The sequence below is a fragment of the Methylobacter psychrophilus genome (genome assembly GCF_025583945.1).
Taxonomy (GTDB): domain Bacteria; phylum Pseudomonadota; class Gammaproteobacteria; order Methylococcales; family Methylomonadaceae; genus Methylobacter_C; species Methylobacter_C psychrophilus.
The window spans coordinates 1-16,498 of sequence record NZ_JAOEGU010000026.1 but is presented as its reverse complement, the minus strand read 5'-3'; the positions used below and the strand labels follow the sequence as shown (position 1 = coordinate 16,498).

Here is a 16,498-nt window from a genome sequence, read left to right as displayed (position 1 = left end):
ATGCCCACTTACCAATTGTTTGCCACCACGCCAAAGGCGATGGAAACCATTCTTACCGAAGAACTTAAAACTCTCGGCATCAATAATATTAAGGCTACAATGGCAGGCGTTGCTTTTGAGGGTGATCTGGAAACCGCTTATCGTGCCTGTTTATGGTCACGAACAGCCAACCGGATTTTGCTGGTATTAAGTTCTTTTGAGGTAAAAACCCAGGAAGATCTCTACAATGGCGTGCAACAAATCAATTGGTTTGAACATATTAACGCTGATGATACTTTTGCTGTCTCGTTCAGTGCAAAAAATTCGCAGGCTATTAATAATACCCATTTTGGCGCATTAAAAGTTAAAGATGCGATTGTCGATCAGATGCGGGAAAAGTTTCAACAACGCCCCAGCATCAATACCGAGCAACCTAATATTCGAATCAATGTGTATTTGAATGGCGAAATCGCCCAACTTAGTTTGGATCTTTCCGGTGAAAGTTTGCATCGCCGAGGCTATCGGGACGTCAATATACAGGCGCCGATGAAAGAAAATCTTGCGGCTGCCATGCTACTGCGTTGCGGTTGGCCGGAAATTGCCCAACAAAACGGCTCATTAATTGATCCGATGTGTGGTTCAGGTACGCTATTGTTGGAAGGCGCAATGATCGCTGCAGATTACGCCCCCGGGCTATTGCGTGAATATTTTGGCTTTATTGGCTGGAAAAAGCATGATGCAGAATGCTGGAAAAAATTACGCATTGAAGCGCTACAACGCAGAAAAGTGGGGCTGGAAAAGCTCCCCGTTATCGTTGGCTTTGATCAAAATCGTCACACCGTCAATGCGGCTTTAACGCATATCGCTAATGCCGGACTACAAAATAAAATTCATGTTGAGCGTCGCGATATTGAAGATGCAGAGCCTGCTGAAAGCTGGAAACCGGGGTTGTTAATCTGTAACCCGCCTTACGGTGAACGTTTGGGCGATGAACAAGAAACCGCAGAGCTGTACAAAAAATTTGGTACGGCACTAAAAACGCATTTTGTTGGCTGGAAAGCCGCGATGATTATCAGTAATCCCGAGCTGGGTTTTCGTTTGGGCATACGTTCACAAAAACCGATTACCCTGTTTAACGGTGCACTTGAGTGTAAATTATTACGTCTGAATATTGAAGCAAATAATTTTTTTATTCCAAAGGCCAAAACACAGGAAGAACGCATTGCTCAAGTCATTGCGATTAGTAAAACCGAGCAATCTAATATCAGTGCCGAAAGGCTTGTCGGTGCAGAGAAAGGTCGTGAACAGCAAGTAGTAGGCGTTGCCGAACAGGATCTTGAGCTGGGAGAGAAATCTGTAGTCAACAGTATTGATGCTAGTGTTGGAGCGATAGAATTCGCCAATCGACTGAAAAAGAATTTTAAAAAACTGTCCAAATGGGCAAAGCAAAACGGGATTACCTGCTATCGTGTTTACGATGCCGATTTACCCGAATATGCGGCAGCGGTTGATATTTATCAGGGTGAGGATGAGCAAACCTGGATAAATGTTCAGGAATATGAACCCCCTAAAACGATTGATCAACATAAAGCAGATCAGAGATTGGCTGGCTTGCTTGCCGAAATACCTCAGGTATTGGGTGTTAATAGCGAGCAGGTTTTTTTAAAAATACGTCGTAAACAAAGAAGTACTGACCAATACGAAAAACACGGTGAGCTGGGACGCTTCCATACCATTGAAGAAGGTGGCTGCAAATTATTGGTTAATTTTGAAGATTATCTGGATACCGGCTTGTTTCTCGATCATCGACCTGTCCGGCTACTGATTCAGCAACAGGCTAAAGATAAACGCTTTTTAAATTTATTTGCTTATACCGGCAGTGCCACCGTTCATGCCGCTATGGGAGGGGCAACGTCAACCACCACGGTGGATATGTCCAATACTTATATTACTTGGGCCAAGAACAATATGGCTCTGAATAAAAATACCGGAGAGCATGAGTTTATTCAGGCAGATTGTTTGGAATGGCTGGCAAATGAAGCCAAACAAACGGATACCCAGCAATATGATCTTATCTTTCTTGATCCACCAACATTTTCCAATTCAAAGCGAATGGATGATGTGTTCGATATACAAAATGATCATGTTCAGCTAATAAAAAATGCTGTAACACTATTGGCACCTGAAGGGATTTTATATTTTTCTACCAATTTCAGACGATTTAAAATTGATCTGCCGGGCTTGTCTGAATTAATAGTACAAGACATTAGCGCTGCCACTATTCCTGAAGATTTTTCCCGTAATCCAAGAATTCATTATTGCTGGAAAATTACCAAGTGATACGTAGGGTCAGGCTTCAGGTCTCCGGACGTGTGCAAGGCGTTTATTTTCGGATGTTTACCCAGAAAAAAGCCAGACAACTTGAGATAAAAGGCTTTGTCAGAAATTTGCCCGATGGTCGGGTCGAAATTATTGCCGAAGCTGATCATTCCAGTGTTGAGCAATTAATACAATGGTGCCACAAAGGCCCGATCACCGCCCGAGTTGATCAGGTTGACATAATTGAACTGGAAACTGATGAGGCTTTTACTGCTTTTGAAATCAGATAACAGGTTTATTTTAGAAAGATTAAGCAACTCGCAAAAAAACCTACTGATCGTGTTTACACACTTCGGAATTACGCTTTGATCGGGTCGGGGTAACAGATGTAATGTTGTTACCACCGACCCGATCAGAAATAAATTAAGGCAGTGACGTTCAAAAGTCAGACAACGATTGGGAGTTCTTACTGTGTTGTCAAAACAGTGACTATTTCATACGCAGCTTTAATCCTGCGCTACAAAAAAACACTTCATCACAGTACTGCGCCATCAACTGCGCTGCTTTACCCGATAAATCAACAAACTGGCGTGCCAATAGATTATCGGCAATGACACCCAAGCCGACTTCATTGTGTACCAGAACCATAGGACAGGGTAACTGCAACACGGCTTCCAGTTCCTGTAAAATATCAGCTTCTGAAATTTGATAATAAAGTAAATTATTGAGCCACATTGATACACACTCTATCAATACCGGTCGCCGGCATTTTTCAAGGGCGTCAAACAGTTTTACCGGCTCTTCCCGTGTGATAAAAAAATCTTTACGGCGCAGTTGATGAATAGTCACACGTGCTTGTATTTCATCATCAAAAAACTCAGTTGTTGCCAAATAGTAAGGTTTATCCGGGTATTCTTGTTCTAAAATATACGCTTCTGCCAATCGGGATTTACCACTTTTTATACCACCTATAAACAGTGTTTTCATGTCAGTGCAGCACCCGTAGCTAATAAACCTAAAACGAGCCAATTAACCCCTGTTTTCATTGCTAAAGCCTCCGCTAATACGGTCTTATTGACCGGGTTAACAGATATTCCTAATAGCGGTTTATATTTTAGTTGTCCGTGATAAGAAGCCTCGCCACCTAAGGTAATACCTAAAGCGCCTGCCATTGCGGCAATCGGAAATCCGGCATTGGGACTTTCCAGTTTATTGCCATCACGCCACAAGCATTGCCAGGCAAGACGTTTATCTTTAGCCAATAAAACAATCAACAACGCTGTCAGTCGTGCCGGTAAAAAATTGGCTATATCATCAACAATAGCCGCCGTTTTACCAAAATAAAAATATCGCCCGGTTTTATAGGCAATCATGGAGTCCATCGTATTAATAGCTTTATAAACCGCAATCCCCGGCAAGCCAAACAATACCAAATAAAACAAGGGTGCAATAACACCGTCACTGAGATTTTCAGCCCAGGTTTCCAATGCCGCTTTATAGATTTCAGTTTCCGTCATGGCGTCAGTATCACGACTAACGAGAAAACTTAAAGCTCGTTTAGGCTGTTTAGTCGTCAATATTTCAGTAACACTGGCATGCAACATATTCATGGCCAGTCCGGTGGAAGCAATCAATGCCAATACGATTAAAGACAGTTCTTCCGGTAACCAGCTACACAGATAAACAACAACGCTGCTAATCAGCAGGGTCAATACGACCAAGCTGATCACTAATAGTGCACCGGGTAAAACTTGGTCATGATAAAAACGTTTTTCAAACCCCGAAATAAATTCACCCATCCATACCACCGGATGTTTACAACGGAATTCACCAAAAAAAATATCAATAAGATAGGCTAAAGCTGCTAATTCAAACACGATCAATCGGGCTGAAGTGCTTTCAGGATAGCGGCCGTATCCAGATTTTTCGCGACCATATCGGTAAAACCCTGTATTTGCGCTTCACGATAGTTTGCATAGTCAAAACCCTGATAGCGAGGATTAATCGCCTTAAAATAATCCCCCCGGAAAGCATCATTGTCAAAAATACCATGCACATGCGTACCCGTGAAACGTCCACCTTGATAAAATAAAGGGTACTTGCCCATGCGTCCACTATGAATTTCATAGCCTTTTATTGCCGTGTATGAAGACAATTGATAATAGGCACGCTGAAGTATTTTAGGACTTTGATAGATGACCACATCATCAATAAAACTTAAACCGGGTTCAATGATGGGTTCATCATGTTCCAGGGCATCGGGATCATGTAGACTTTCACAAAGCATTTGATAACCGCCGCAAAGCCCAAAAACAGGTTTATTGAACTGTTGAAGCTCTTTAAATAAACCCTGTTTTTTTAGCCATTGCAAATCACGGATTACGGTTTTGCTACCGGGTAGTAAAACCATATCAAAATCATTCAGCGAACGATAAGCATGGATTAATTCGACATAAACTTCAGGGTCTGCCATTAAAACATCGAGGTCGTTATAGTTGCTTAAACCGGGATAGGCGATAACGCCAACACGGATTTTTACATCATCCAGGCGCTGTTGATAATTTCCTAGGGACTGGGAATCTTCCATGTCAATATTTAACGGCTGAAAAGGTAGCACCCCTAAAACAGGTATACCAAAACGATCCCTGATAATCTTTTCACCTTCATCAAAAAAACGCCGGTCACCGCGAAACTTATTGATGACGACTCCAACCAGGTTGCTCCGCATAACCGGATCCATTAATGCCATGGTGCCGTAAATTGAAGCAAATACCCCGCCTCTTTCTATGTCGGCTACCAAAATATTTTTGGTGTTAAAAGTATTGGCGATGAAGGTGTTCGATAAGTCTTTATCCAACAAATTTAATTCAACAGGTGACCCTGCGCCTTCGGCAATGACCAACTCATAATCTTGCTGCAAACGCGAAAAAGCCAGTTGTACTTGTAATTTTAGCTCATTAATTTCATCATAATAAGCGGTTATAGTTTGTTTTTTATGAACCAGGCCATTGACTATCACTTGTACAGAACTGTTACCATGCGATTTAAGCAGTACCGGATTAAACAAATAATTGGGTTCTACCCGTGCACCTTCTGCCTGTAAACACTGAGCCCTGGAAATTTCACGACCATCATGGGTAACCGCTGAATTATTGGACACATTTTGTGCCTTAAAAGGCGCGACTTTTATGTCCTGATCCGCAAAAATTCGGCACAATGCCATGACCAAACTAGTTTTACCTGCATCTGAACCGGTACCAAAAACAGCTAATGGTTTCATATATCCCTTTTAATCCATAAATAAAAGCGTTGTATTCCAACGTCTCATGGCAATGGCATTTTATTGCCGATTTTAGTCTGACTTACCACCCGGAAAATTTCCGGATGTTTATCGACTACCAATATTTAGCGACAGCGTTTTTAAGCTGTCCGCAAGTAAACTAATAGACAGTGTATCTTTTACAGCAAAACGGACATGGCGATTATCCAGGCCTTCAAAATTATCACAAACCCGAATTAAAATTCGTGATGGTTCCAATAGCCTTTGCAAATGGTAGCCATCAAAATCATTGGCTAATTTTGCCAGTAGAAAATTAGCCTGTCCTGAATAAATCCGCTGAAACAAACCGGAAGATTGCAGGGCGCATTGTAGCAAGTTGCGAAGGTACGCTGTCTGCTGCCGGGTTTGTTCAACAAAATCAGTATTTGCCAACGCCTGCCGGATGTACATCATATCAAAACTGGATAGTTTCCATGCTGGCTCGTAACGTTTTAGTTCTTTTATTGCTTTTACAGCCGCGATAATAAAGCCTATACGAATGCCTGCACAACCATAAAATTTACTTAATGATTTAATAATATAAAGTTTATCGTAATCGGCTATGTATTCTGCTGCCGAATCGGCCACGCAAAAATCCAAAAATGATTCATCGACGATAATATTACAGTCTGCCGCTTGCCAAGCTGCCAAGCGTTCTTGCATATCATAAAGCTGTCCATCCGGCGTGGAGGGATTAACAAAAATTACTGTGCTATTTTTGGGAATATCCATTATTAACGAATTAAACCGGTTGATATTATGCAACTTACAACCCAGTTCTCCGGCAATATGCGCATATTCGCCATACAAAGGCGTGTATAAAACCAAATCTTGCGGCTGTATCCGGCGTAGTAAAGCAAAAATAGCGGCACTGGCACCATTAAATACTTCAATATCGGCATTAGCCGGATAGTTATAGCGCGTGCTAATCGCCTGCTTTAACGATCTATAATCGGGATCGGCATAAGGGCCAAGTGAGACCGGTTGCAAACAACTCAAATCAACCGCTTGCTGTGGATTAATATTGGCTGAAAAATCCACTATCTGTTCAGGCAGGCAGCCTAGATACCGGGCAAACTGATAAATATTACCACCGTGTTTCATTTATAAGTTGATGTAGTTTATAACAGTGTAATTATCGAGGTGCTGAAGTTTATGCACAGAACCCAAGTCAACCCGAAACTGAAAAGCATTAGCAGGCGGTAGTTTTAAAATATGTGCCAATAATGCGCGAATAACGCCAGCATGGGTTATTATCAAAACTTGTTCTGTAGTCGGTGGTATTCCCTGTAGCAACTCTTGCCAAAAATCTCCGACACGCCGGCATAAATCAATAAAACTTTCCCCGTTTGGTGGTGCAACGTTAACAAAATCATCGGTCCACTGCTGTAAAATAACCGTATCAATATCATCAAAGTAACTGTTCTCCCAATCACCAAAATCAAGTTCCATCAATCGGGCATCAGTCGTCACCAACTTGGAAAGCCGTTCAGCCAATTGTACGCAGCGCGTTAACGGACTACTAAAAAGCAGACTGTTATCTTTAAGTTCAGGTAATTTCTGTTGCAGTTGATGCGCTTCTTCAAGGAAGCTTTTCGCCAATCCAACATTACTTTGCCCATAACAAAGTCCTTTAAACGTGTCAGTTTTCGTGTGGCGAATTAAATAAATATCCATAAGGCACTAATGCTTAAATAAAAAACAGTTTCTGAAATTTGTTGGCTTGCACCCAGACAATCGCCTGTGTAACCACCGATATAGCGATAAAAATAACGTCCCAAATACCAATTAACAACGAAAACAGGAATAATAGCCAGTACACACACAGCGGGCAGCAGCAGCAAAGGTAACAAGCCTGACACGCTAGCAACAAACAATTGTTGCCTATTGGCTTTATAAATAGCAACAGCCGCCTTGCTGTCATTATTACGCGCATAATTATATCGCTGCATGAGCAACAGTGGCGACAACCTGCTAATACTGTGCCCGGCCAATAAGACAAAAGGAACGGCTGTGGCTAATAAACTATCCAGTAAACTGAACTTCAATAAAAAAAGTAGCAACAATCCGATAACGCCATAAACACCGAGAGAGGAATCTTTCATGATCTCCAGAATACGTTGTTTACCCCAGCCTCCGCCAAAACCGTCACAGACATCGGCAAAACCATCTTCGTGAAAGGCGCCCGTCAAAAAAATACCGACAATTAAAGCTAATATGACTGCTGTTGTTTGCGGCCACAAACAATCAGCCAGATAAAAGCTGAGCGCAGTAATACTACCAACCAGCCAGCCGACCAGCGGCAAATAAATAGTTGCTTGAGGTAACTGTTTATAATCCAATAGTTGTGAACAAGGTATACGGGTATAAAAGCCAAGAGCAAGCAGAAATAGTTTTAGTTGGGGCATTATATTTGGTATCGGATTATTTAATGTTGGTATTTAATAGAGTAAAAAGTATAAATATCGATGCAGTAAGTGGTCCGCTACAATTCATCTTTTTGTCATGAGAGTGTAATAGGATAACCGTTTATTTAAGAGTTATCCTCTGATTTTCTTAACAAAGTATAACAATTACACTGTGTGATACTAATGCATAAAACAATAAAGTTGTTTTTCATTACTTATAACTTCTGATTTCTACCTATGACTGGTTTTAAATTTCCTGAACTTGAACAGCTTGAACGTATTATTGAGCAATTCGGCAACAAAGCCCGTACTCAAGTTATAGAGCGAATTCATTATAAAGACCATGAATTTCCTATCCATTGCATTACCTTAGGCTCAACTGAACCCGATGTGCCGGTATTGGCATTTTTTGGCGGTGTCCACGGACTGGAAAAAATTGGCTCGGAAGTCATTTTGTCTTATATGGAAACTATCAGTCAATTACTCGATTGGGATGAAGAACTTCTTGCCCGTTTGGAAAAATCCCGACTGGTCTTTGTGCCTCTGGTTAATCCGGTGGGTATTTATCTGGGGACTCGTTGTAACGGCAATGGGGTTGATCTTATGCGAAATTCACCCGTAGAAGGTGTGGGTGCAACCAAGCTTTACAGTGGTCAGAACTTGACGCCACGATTGCCCTGGTATCGCGGCGATGTCTTGAACATGGAAAAAGAAGCGTTGGCTTTATGTCGTGTAGTCGATCAACAACTGTTTAACTCACCATTGTCGATTGCCCTGGATTTACATTCCGGTTTTGGTATTAAAGACCGCTTATGGTTTCCTTATGCTTCACGCAAAATCCCCTTTCCTTTTATTGCTGAAACCTTGGCATTAAAAGAATTATTTGATCGATGTTATCCACATCATATTTATAAAATAGAGCCCATGTGCCTGGAATATGTCATTAGCGGTGATTTATGGGACTATCTGCTTGATGAATTTATACAAAAATTTGACACTGATCGTTTATTTTTGCCTTTGACTCTGGAAATGGGTTCATGGCTATGGTTACGCAAGAATCCATCACATCTATTTTCCCGGCACGGCTTGTTCCACCCGCTTTTGCCACATCGGCAGCATCGGGTTTTTCGTCGGCATTTTTTACTTTTTGATTTTTTACACAGAAGTCTTTTATATCCAGGAAGTTGGGCCCACTTGGCGCATCAACAAAAAGCCGAATATACAAAAAAAGCACAGGATATTTGGTATGAATAATAAACCTAGTCAAAACTGGCTTCTACTTAGAGGCTTGTCACGTGAATCAGCGCACTGGGGCGATTTTATTCCCATCCTGAAGGCAACTTTTCCCGATACCAACATCACCATGCTGGATTTACCTGGTACCGGCTGTTTTCACAAAGAAGTTAGTCCGGCTTCCATCAAGGCCATTACCAACAAAGTTCGTGGGCTAGCGCTTGCTCAGGGTTACCTGCAACAACCTGTTACCCTTCTGGCTGTTTCATTGGGAGCCATGGTAGCCTGGGAGTGGATGCGTAGTTACCCTGAGGATATTTGCGGGGCAAGTCTGATTAATACCAGTTTTGCCGATTTAAGTCCTTTTTATCATCGATTACGCTGGCAAAGTTACGGTAAATTTACGCTATTGATGTCGAAGCGAAAGGGTTGCAGCCGAGAAAAAGCCATATTGCAATTAATAAGCAATCGCCGCGATCAGGATGAACAGATAAGCCTTGATTGGGAGAAAATACAGCATGAGCGCCCGATTAGTCTTAAAAACAGCTTTCGACAAATTGTAGCAGCTGCAACCTATCGTCCCGGCGATAGAAAGCCGGAACAGCCCATTTTATTACTAAACAGCAAAGGCGACAGACTAGTGTCACCAAACTGCTCGGAAGCTATACAAAAAAAATGGCATTTAGAATTGCACAGTCACCCATGGGGAGGTCATGATTTAACGCTTGACGATCCGGTGTGGGTAGCATTGCAGCTGAAAAACTGGGCTTTGAAAGAGTAATAAAAATGCCGTCTGACAGTAATGATAAAAACACGCCAAAAGCAGCTTGAAACCAAGTTACCAAAAATGATTTAACGTCATTATAGTAAGTTGGTTTCTTTCGGTCTAATGAATATTTAGCCAAGATCTGTCTATCGTGCAACAAATAAAGAAACCCTATATACTGCTGTCCTGTTAGACTGATGGCCATCTAAGGTAGCAAGGGAAAGAGAGGGATTTTAGATAAAAATCGGTAATTCATCAATAAAACATGAAAATTATATAATCATTTATGGAAATCACTAAAAATTTTGGATATTGGCTTTTTTTAGTAAGTTATTAACATTACTATATCGCCAATTTGCTAAAAGCAATTTTTAGACATCCATCAGGTGTGTTATTTCAAACCTAAGCCATCTATCAAAACAGTTCATTATCTATGAAAATAATACTTTATTTTATTTTTTCCATGATCCTGGTTTTAGTAAATCATACTGTTCTGGCAGAAAAAATCCAGAATTGTACTAATCGCTCTTCCGGGTCCGAAAAGGAATGTTTGACAGGAAAGAAGGCAGATAAAGCCAGTAAAAGCGTAAAAAAAATATTGGCGCAGTCACAAAAAAAAGACACGGTTCCGGCTATTGCTCCTACTTTAAAAAACCCGAAAAACAATTTAAGCAATAGTAAATCATACGTTTTGAAACTATTGCAAAGCTTGGCAGAGCAGCGGGCAATTTCCAGTATTACGCCGTTTTTGAAAGATAGCGAACCTTATGTACGCGCTGCCGCAATAGAAGTATTAGGACAATTAGACGCGAAAGAAACGATTCCCCGTATTATTCCTCTTTTACAAGATGCGGATAGCTCCGTTCGGAATAAAACCATAGAAGTATTAGTGCAATTTCGCGCAAAGGCAGCAATTCCAAGCATTATTTCTCTTTTTCAAGAAAAAGACGCCAATGTACGTATTAGTGCACTGGACGCCTTATTGCAATTGCAAGCTAAAGAAGCAATTCCAACGATTATTCTGCTATTAAACGATAGCGAAAACACGGTACGCATGGCTGCTATAAACGCCTTATTGCAATTGCAAGCTAAAGAGGCGACCTCCGGCATTACCGGGCTTTTGAAAGATAAAGACAGCAATATACGTATTCGAGCCATGGAAGCACTCGGCTTGTTACAAGGAAAAGAGGCGCTTCCTGGAATTATTTCTCTTTTACAAGACAAGGACGATAATGTGCGCTTGAGCGCGATAAAAGCATTGCAGGATTTAGACGCAAAAGAAGCGGTGCCTGGCATTATTCTGCTTTTGCAAGACAGCAATGCAGAGATTCGTTCCAGTGCACTAAGCCTTTTACGCAAAGTAAAGGCAAAAGAAGCCATTGCAAAAATTACCGTTCTTTTGAAAGATAGCAATCCTGATGTGCGTAGAAATGCAATAGTTGCATTAGAAGAATTACAGGGAGAAAATGCGGTTTCCGGTATTCTTCCACTGTTAAAGGATAGCGTTGGTCTTGTGCGTCTTCAGGCGTTTAATTCGATAGTACAATTGCAAGAAAAAGAACTTGTTCCTCGTCTTGTTCCTCTGTTACACGATAATGACGACGGGATACGAATTCGGGCAATGGAATTAGTGCAGCAATTACAAGAAAAAAATGCCTTAGTTCCTAAAAAAGAAGTAATTTCTACTGTTGTGCCTTTTTTGCAAGACAACAATAAAAGCATACGCTATGCGGCAGTCAATACATTAAAAGAGTTACAGGCAAAAGAAGCGATCCCCGGTATTATTGATCTTTTGCAAGATAGTAATGATGATGTACGCCTTGCAGCAACAGAGACTGTAGCAAAATTACAGGCAAAAGAAGCAATCCCCACGCTGGTCTTTTTTTTAAAAGATAATGAGCCCAAGATACGTATTGGTGCAATGAACGCACTGATAGAATTACAAGGAAAAGAGGCTGTTTATATTATCGCTCCTCTTTTAAATGATGAAGTCATTGAGGTAAGTAATGCAACGCAGGAAAGGCTGTCACAAATACAGAATCCCTTATTAACCGCGTTAATTAATAATGCTTTTAATCTGTTAATCGTGGTATGTCCTGTCTTGGCATTTTTGCCATTATTTCTAAGAGGTAAAAAGTTTTTTGTCAGCATTGCTATCTTTGGTAGTTCAATATACTTGTTTCGTTTTTTGGCTGATATTTCTCCTTACTATCCGCAGTTTAAAGATGATGGTAGGTGGGGAGGAATATACCTGATGGGAATATTATTTGTTTTTGTGGTCGCCATGTTTTTGAAATTAATTTGGTATGTCTTGGCAAATGTGTTCAAAAGCTCAGATAAATCAACAAACTTTTAGATGAGTTTGATTTTTTCCTGTTTTGTTTATAAGGAAATAGCTGATGAAAAATAATAGTTCAAATGATCTATCCCATCATATTTTGCCGAATTCTGCGACGATGGTGGGTGTTTGTATTATGGTTATCAGTATCGTCAAAACGATGGATACAGGACTTACAAATTACCTGATTGATAAAGCCTTGGCGATTGATAGTTTATTATTTATGATCAGTGCATTACTTTCATTTTCATCGATTCGTTCAAAGCAAGCCAATGAACGATTAGAGCGTTGGGCAGAAATGATCTTCTTGCTGGGATTGGTATCAATGACATTAATTACGGTGATTTTCTCTTTTGAAATTATTTAACATCTTTTTTTGGTTAATCATTATTAATCAACTGTTTACAATTATTAGTGCCCGTATTGTCATCCCAGCCCTATAGAAATCAGGATTTAATTGGCTATGAATTTTTTTAATCGCCTACATACCCGTTACGTTTTACAGCATCATGCTATTGAGCATGTTTTATGGCTTGAGGTGACTGAAAAACTGGCTTCTTTGGAGGGCATGACGGCGGTTGAGAAGGCGCATTTACGTGAACTAACAACCTTGTTTCTCAATGAAAAAAAATTTTCCGGTGCACAGGACTTTCAACTTACCGATACCATGTGTCTGATCATTGCGATTCAAGCCTGTGTGCCTGCGCTTTGGTTGGGGATTGACTGTTTATCGGGTTGGACAGAGATTATTGTTTACCCGTCTGCGTTCAGGATTAACCGGGACGAAAAGGATGCGGCGGGTGTTGTTCACCATAATGACAATGCGTTAATCGGTGAATCATGGTTGCGGGGGCCTTTGATATTATCATGGGATGATGTTGAACGGGATATACCGGATAATCAATCCGGCCGCAATGTTGTTATTCATGAAATTGCTCATAAGTTGGATATGCTTAATGGTTCGGCTGACGGCTTTCCACCGTTGCATCATGGGATGGCTGTCGTTGCGTGGTCGACTTCACTCAGTGTTGCTTATGAAAGCCTGGTTCAACGGGTCGAGCATCACCATCACCCCGTTATTGACTCTTATGCAGCAACCAGTCCAGCCGAGTTTTTTGCGGTAATCAGTGAATATTTTTTCTGCGCGCCAGAAATTTTGCAATCGCATTTTGCTGAAGTCTACCAACAACTGCAACTTTATTACCGGCAAGATCCGTTGCTGCGCCAACATCCTGTTGGTTGAAAATTCTCTGCCAGACAGCTCTCGCGTAATTAATCAAGCCGTATGGTGTTTTGGTATTTTGATAGATAGCGCTACTTTTATCTCAAGTTCTTCTATCATTATATTAAGTTCAGTCTGGGTGCCCATACACAGTCTTTCAAATACCCGGGCGGCAGCGATACCATTGATAGCGAAAGCAACAGTGATAGGCAGTGCAACCCAGGGCGCATGATTACTGACATGAAAAAGCAATAAATCTTCGCCGAGAAAAGCCGGTGAAATAGGAAAACCGACCATCCCCAAGAAACTCAAAAACAATAGCAAGAAAAGTTTTGGTTGGGGTTCTGCCATCGCCCGATAGGCAAAGGGTGATTCGGAAAAGTTGTTATTTTTTAGCAGTTTTGCCAAGACAACTATCCCCAATATCCAGGCGGGGATAATGCCACTAGCAAATATCGCCACATCGAACCAGGCAGCGGGATTTAAAAACCAAACCGCCACGCCTGCCAAAATTGAGCTCAAGCCGATGGCATTCAAAACTTTGAACGGGCTATGTTTTTGACTGGAGGCGCTTAATAATGCCAATACTATCAATACTGATATCGGTATCGATAGATATTTAGCGCATTGATGGTTGCACCGATACGTTTTAATGGATTCCAAAGTACAGTACAGTAAACTCAACCGTTTCCCAACCGTTAACGGAATACAGGAAAAGCTGGCGGTTTTCAGGGTGGCAAGCAACGATTCTAACCCATTCGTTATCCAATCATTCATTAAGCGCCCCCAATTTGGCAATGATTTTATCAAGAATAACGGTCGTTTGTTCGACTACGATCAATAACCTCGCGGGTTGAATTTCCATTACGCCGTTGTAAGTTCATACAGATACCATTCCTTGTCGGAAGGGTATCTGTTGATATCGAAATTATTTGTCCGGGAATTTATAGTTAATTTCCAGTATCCGCTGTCAGATTTACAGCGTGTGCCTTCGGCCATTTATCTGTCGAGTGTTTTTTAACACATCAAATTATCGCCTTCGGTTTTGCATGCTCGCCATAAACTGCTTTATTTGCTGCAGGAATTGCGCTGCCGGTTTTCTTTTATAATGCTTCATGATGTCGTCAACTTTATTAAAGACTTGATCGTGCATGTGAATTTTATGTTGCATGGTCGTTCCTCGTTATAACTATAAAAGTGTCAGTGAACTCGATAACTGCGCATTTGTCCGACTAATACACCCTGTATGACAACTTGTTCAGGACGGTAAGACAGTGCGGTCATGTTGGCATTGGCAGGCAATAGCAAGACCTGCTCTGCCCCCTGCTCCAGATATTTCAGCGTGGCTTCGGCGTTATCGATTAAAGCCACGACAATATCACCGTTGTTGGCACAATCACGCTGCTCAATGACCACCCAATCCCCGTCAAAGATACCCGCTTCAATCATGGAATCGCCCTTCACCTGTAACACATAGCAAGGTTTGTCGGTTTTCAGGGCATCCGGTACTGTCATATAGTCAACCGTTGCCAAGGCTTCAATCGGTTTGCCGGCGGCAATAACACCAATAAACGGCAAGCCTTGTTCCGGTTGTAATTGTTCTTGCCCGGCTTGCGAAGTCAAGCGAATCCCGCCTTGTTTATTACCGGCAAAAGGCTCAATCAGACCCGCCTCAATCAAGGCCATGATGTGTTTATATAAAGATCCACGCGAAGTCATGCCCAACCGTACACAGAGCTCGGCCAAGCTGGGTGGACAAGAAAAACTGTCGGTGTTATCGCGCAGATAATTAAAAACTTGCTGTTGTCGCCGGGTGATTACTTTCATGTAGCGTTGCCTCTCAGTGAGCTTTACGTTGTTTGCCATCTTAGCAAAAATACCCTAGAATGCAACAAAAAAGAGAACAAAAAGAAAACATGGCAACTATGTGTTTCTGTTTTGTTATCCACCCTATTCCTGCCGAGCTATTATGTCCCTACCTGCCTATAGTGTTTTCTTGCCAACCCCCTGCCCGCCCAGACTGCCGCTACCGCTATTCAGTGGTAAAGTCGCGGCCGGCTTCCCCTCTCCGGCCGATGATTACGTTGAGAAAAATCTGGATTTAAACGAACTGTTGGTACAAAAACCAGCAGCGACCTTCTTTGTGCGTGCACAGGGTGAATCCATGCTCGGTGCCGGTATCCATCCCAATGATATTCTGGTGGTGGATCGCTCTATAGAAGCAGTACCGGGTAAGATCGTTATTTGTGCGCTGGACGGTGAATTAACCGTGAAACGCTTGGAACGAGCTAATGGGCAATGGCAACTGAAAGCGGAAAACCCTGCCTATGCCGATATTGTTATTCATGATGATTTGGACATGGTGATTTGGGGCGTAGTAACCAACGTGATTCATCCGCTGTAATGCCGCGGTTGCTCGCACTCGTTGATTGCAACAATTTTTACGTATCGTGTGAACGGGTTTTTCGCCCGGATTTGATCGGTAAGCCGGTGATGGTACTGAGCAATAATGACGGTTGTGTGGTGGCCCGCAGTAAGGAGGTGAAAGATCTTGGGGTAAAAATGGGGGTACCGGTTTTTCAGGTACAACAGTTGATTAATCAACATCAGATACAACTTTTTTCATCAAACTACACGCTTGCCGACATGTCAGCCCGCGTCATGGCGACTCTGGAAGCGTTTGCGCCGTCTATGGAAGTTTATTCCATCGACGAAGCCTTTTTGGATTTAACCGGTGTTTGTCAGCAAGATTCTATCGCTTATGGCCAGCGCATTAGAAAAGCGGTGGTTCGCGCCACCGGTATTCCGGTTTGCGTGGGCATAGGGCCGACCAAAACCCTTGCCAAACTGGCGAATTTTGCCGCCAAAAAATGGCTAAAAACCGAGGATGTTCTGGATCTATCCGATCTTGTTC

Annotated in this window: 18 protein-coding genes; 9 read left to right on the top strand and 9 right to left on the bottom strand. The window is 41.9% G+C overall.

Annotation, left to right across the window (positions count from 1 at the left end; genetic code table 11):
- Together rlmKL and N7974_RS12730 are read left to right on the top strand one after the other, a co-directional pair.
- Complete coding sequence (gene rlmKL, locus N7974_RS12735) at window positions 1-2,319, top strand: bifunctional 23S rRNA (guanine(2069)-N(7))-methyltransferase RlmK/23S rRNA (guanine(2445)-N(2))-methyltransferase RlmL (RefSeq protein WP_262965983.1); 2,319 nt, start codon at window positions 1-3, stop codon at window positions 2,317-2,319.
- Window positions 2,298-2,588 carry an acylphosphatase gene (locus N7974_RS12730; RefSeq protein WP_394813117.1) on the top strand — a complete coding sequence of 97 codons (291 nt, stop codon included), beginning with the start codon at window positions 2,298-2,300 and terminating at the stop codon, window positions 2,586-2,588. The genes rlmKL and N7974_RS12730 overlap by 22 nt, the downstream gene beginning before the upstream one ends.
- A 199-nt stretch (window positions 2,589-2,787) precedes the next feature.
- On the opposite strand, the gene N7974_RS12725 is transcribed toward N7974_RS12730, so the two are convergent.
- From N7974_RS12725 to cobS, 6 genes are all read right to left on the bottom strand, one after another.
- Entirely contained in the window at window positions 2,788-3,285 is a 498-nt protein-coding gene (locus N7974_RS12725; RefSeq protein ID WP_262965982.1) for a bifunctional adenosylcobinamide kinase/adenosylcobinamide-phosphate guanylyltransferase, read from the bottom strand.
- The gene (gene cbiB, locus N7974_RS12720) at window positions 3,282-4,175 is read right to left on the bottom strand and encodes an adenosylcobinamide-phosphate synthase CbiB (RefSeq protein WP_262965981.1); all 894 of its coding nucleotides are present in this window, start codon (window positions 4,173-4,175) and stop codon (window positions 3,282-3,284) included. Before cbiB ends, N7974_RS12725 begins: the two co-directional genes overlap by 4 nt.
- A 2-nt stretch (window positions 4,176-4,177) precedes the next feature.
- Window positions 4,178-5,578 (bottom strand): cobyric acid synthase, encoded by a 1,401-nt coding sequence (locus tag N7974_RS12715; RefSeq protein WP_262965980.1) that lies wholly within the window; start codon window positions 5,576-5,578, stop codon window positions 4,178-4,180.
- A gap of 108 nt (window positions 5,579-5,686) precedes the next feature.
- Window positions 5,687-6,721 carry an aminotransferase class I/II-fold pyridoxal phosphate-dependent enzyme gene (locus N7974_RS12710; protein WP_262965979.1) on the bottom strand — a complete coding sequence of 345 codons (1,035 nt, stop codon included), beginning with the start codon at window positions 6,719-6,721 and terminating at the stop codon, window positions 5,687-5,689.
- Window positions 6,722-7,294: an alpha-ribazole phosphatase gene (gene cobC, locus N7974_RS12705; protein WP_262965978.1), complete on the bottom strand. Its 573-nt coding sequence runs from the start codon at window positions 7,292-7,294 to the stop codon at window positions 6,722-6,724. It abuts the gene before it with no gap.
- Entirely contained in the window at window positions 7,279-8,025 is a 747-nt protein-coding gene (gene cobS / locus N7974_RS12700; RefSeq protein ID WP_262965977.1) for an adenosylcobinamide-GDP ribazoletransferase, read from the bottom strand. Before cobS ends, cobC begins: the two co-directional genes overlap by 16 nt.
- 237 nt (window positions 8,026-8,262) lie before the next feature.
- On the opposite strand from cobS, the gene N7974_RS12695 reads away from it, so the two are divergent.
- From N7974_RS12695 to N7974_RS12675, 5 genes are all read left to right on the top strand, one after another.
- Window positions 8,263-9,279 (top strand): M14 family zinc carboxypeptidase, encoded by a 1,017-nt coding sequence (locus tag N7974_RS12695; protein ID WP_262965976.1) that lies wholly within the window; start codon window positions 8,263-8,265, stop codon window positions 9,277-9,279.
- Window positions 9,272-10,039 (top strand): alpha/beta fold hydrolase, encoded by a 768-nt coding sequence (locus N7974_RS12690; protein WP_262965975.1) that lies wholly within the window; start codon window positions 9,272-9,274, stop codon window positions 10,037-10,039. The genes N7974_RS12695 and N7974_RS12690 overlap by 8 nt, the downstream gene beginning before the upstream one ends.
- Window positions 10,040-10,457: 418 nt before the next feature.
- Window positions 10,458-12,380: a HEAT repeat domain-containing protein gene (locus tag N7974_RS12685; RefSeq protein ID WP_262965974.1), complete on the top strand. Its 1,923-nt coding sequence runs from the start codon at window positions 10,458-10,460 to the stop codon at window positions 12,378-12,380.
- A 43-nt stretch (window positions 12,381-12,423) separates the two neighbouring features.
- On the top strand, window positions 12,424-12,729 hold the full coding sequence (locus N7974_RS12680; RefSeq protein WP_243217962.1) for a hypothetical protein: 306 nt from the start codon (window positions 12,424-12,426) through the stop codon (window positions 12,727-12,729).
- A gap of 96 nt (window positions 12,730-12,825) precedes the next feature.
- Window positions 12,826-13,605 (top strand): M90 family metallopeptidase, encoded by a 780-nt coding sequence (locus N7974_RS12675; protein WP_262965973.1) that lies wholly within the window; start codon window positions 12,826-12,828, stop codon window positions 13,603-13,605.
- Window positions 13,606-13,638: 33 nt separating this feature from the next.
- Here N7974_RS12675 and N7974_RS12670 read toward each other — a convergent pair whose 3' ends face one another.
- The 3 genes from N7974_RS12670 to lexA all read right to left on the bottom strand — a co-directional run bounded on the left by N7974_RS12670 (window position 13,639) and on the right by lexA (window position 15,411).
- On the bottom strand, window positions 13,639-14,361 hold the full coding sequence (locus tag N7974_RS12670) for a hypothetical protein (RefSeq protein WP_262965972.1): 723 nt from the start codon (window positions 14,359-14,361) through the stop codon (window positions 13,639-13,641).
- Between the two features lie 253 nt (window positions 14,362-14,614).
- Complete coding sequence (locus N7974_RS12665; protein WP_262965971.1) at window positions 14,615-14,755, bottom strand: hypothetical protein; 141 nt, start codon at window positions 14,753-14,755, stop codon at window positions 14,615-14,617.
- A 29-nt stretch (window positions 14,756-14,784) separates the two neighbouring features.
- Window positions 14,785-15,411, bottom strand: coding sequence for a transcriptional repressor LexA (gene lexA, locus N7974_RS12660; protein ID WP_262965970.1), 627 nt, complete (start codon window positions 15,409-15,411; stop codon window positions 14,785-14,787).
- A gap of 142 nt (window positions 15,412-15,553) precedes the next feature.
- Between lexA and N7974_RS12655 the strand changes: the two genes are divergently transcribed.
- Window positions 15,554-15,988: a LexA family protein gene (locus tag N7974_RS12655; protein WP_262965969.1), complete on the top strand. Its 435-nt coding sequence runs from the start codon at window positions 15,554-15,556 to the stop codon at window positions 15,986-15,988.
- On the top strand, window positions 15,988-16,498 hold a 511-nt coding region (locus tag N7974_RS12650), incomplete at its 3' end, for a Y-family DNA polymerase (protein WP_449566809.1). The genes N7974_RS12655 and N7974_RS12650, both read left to right, overlap by 1 nt.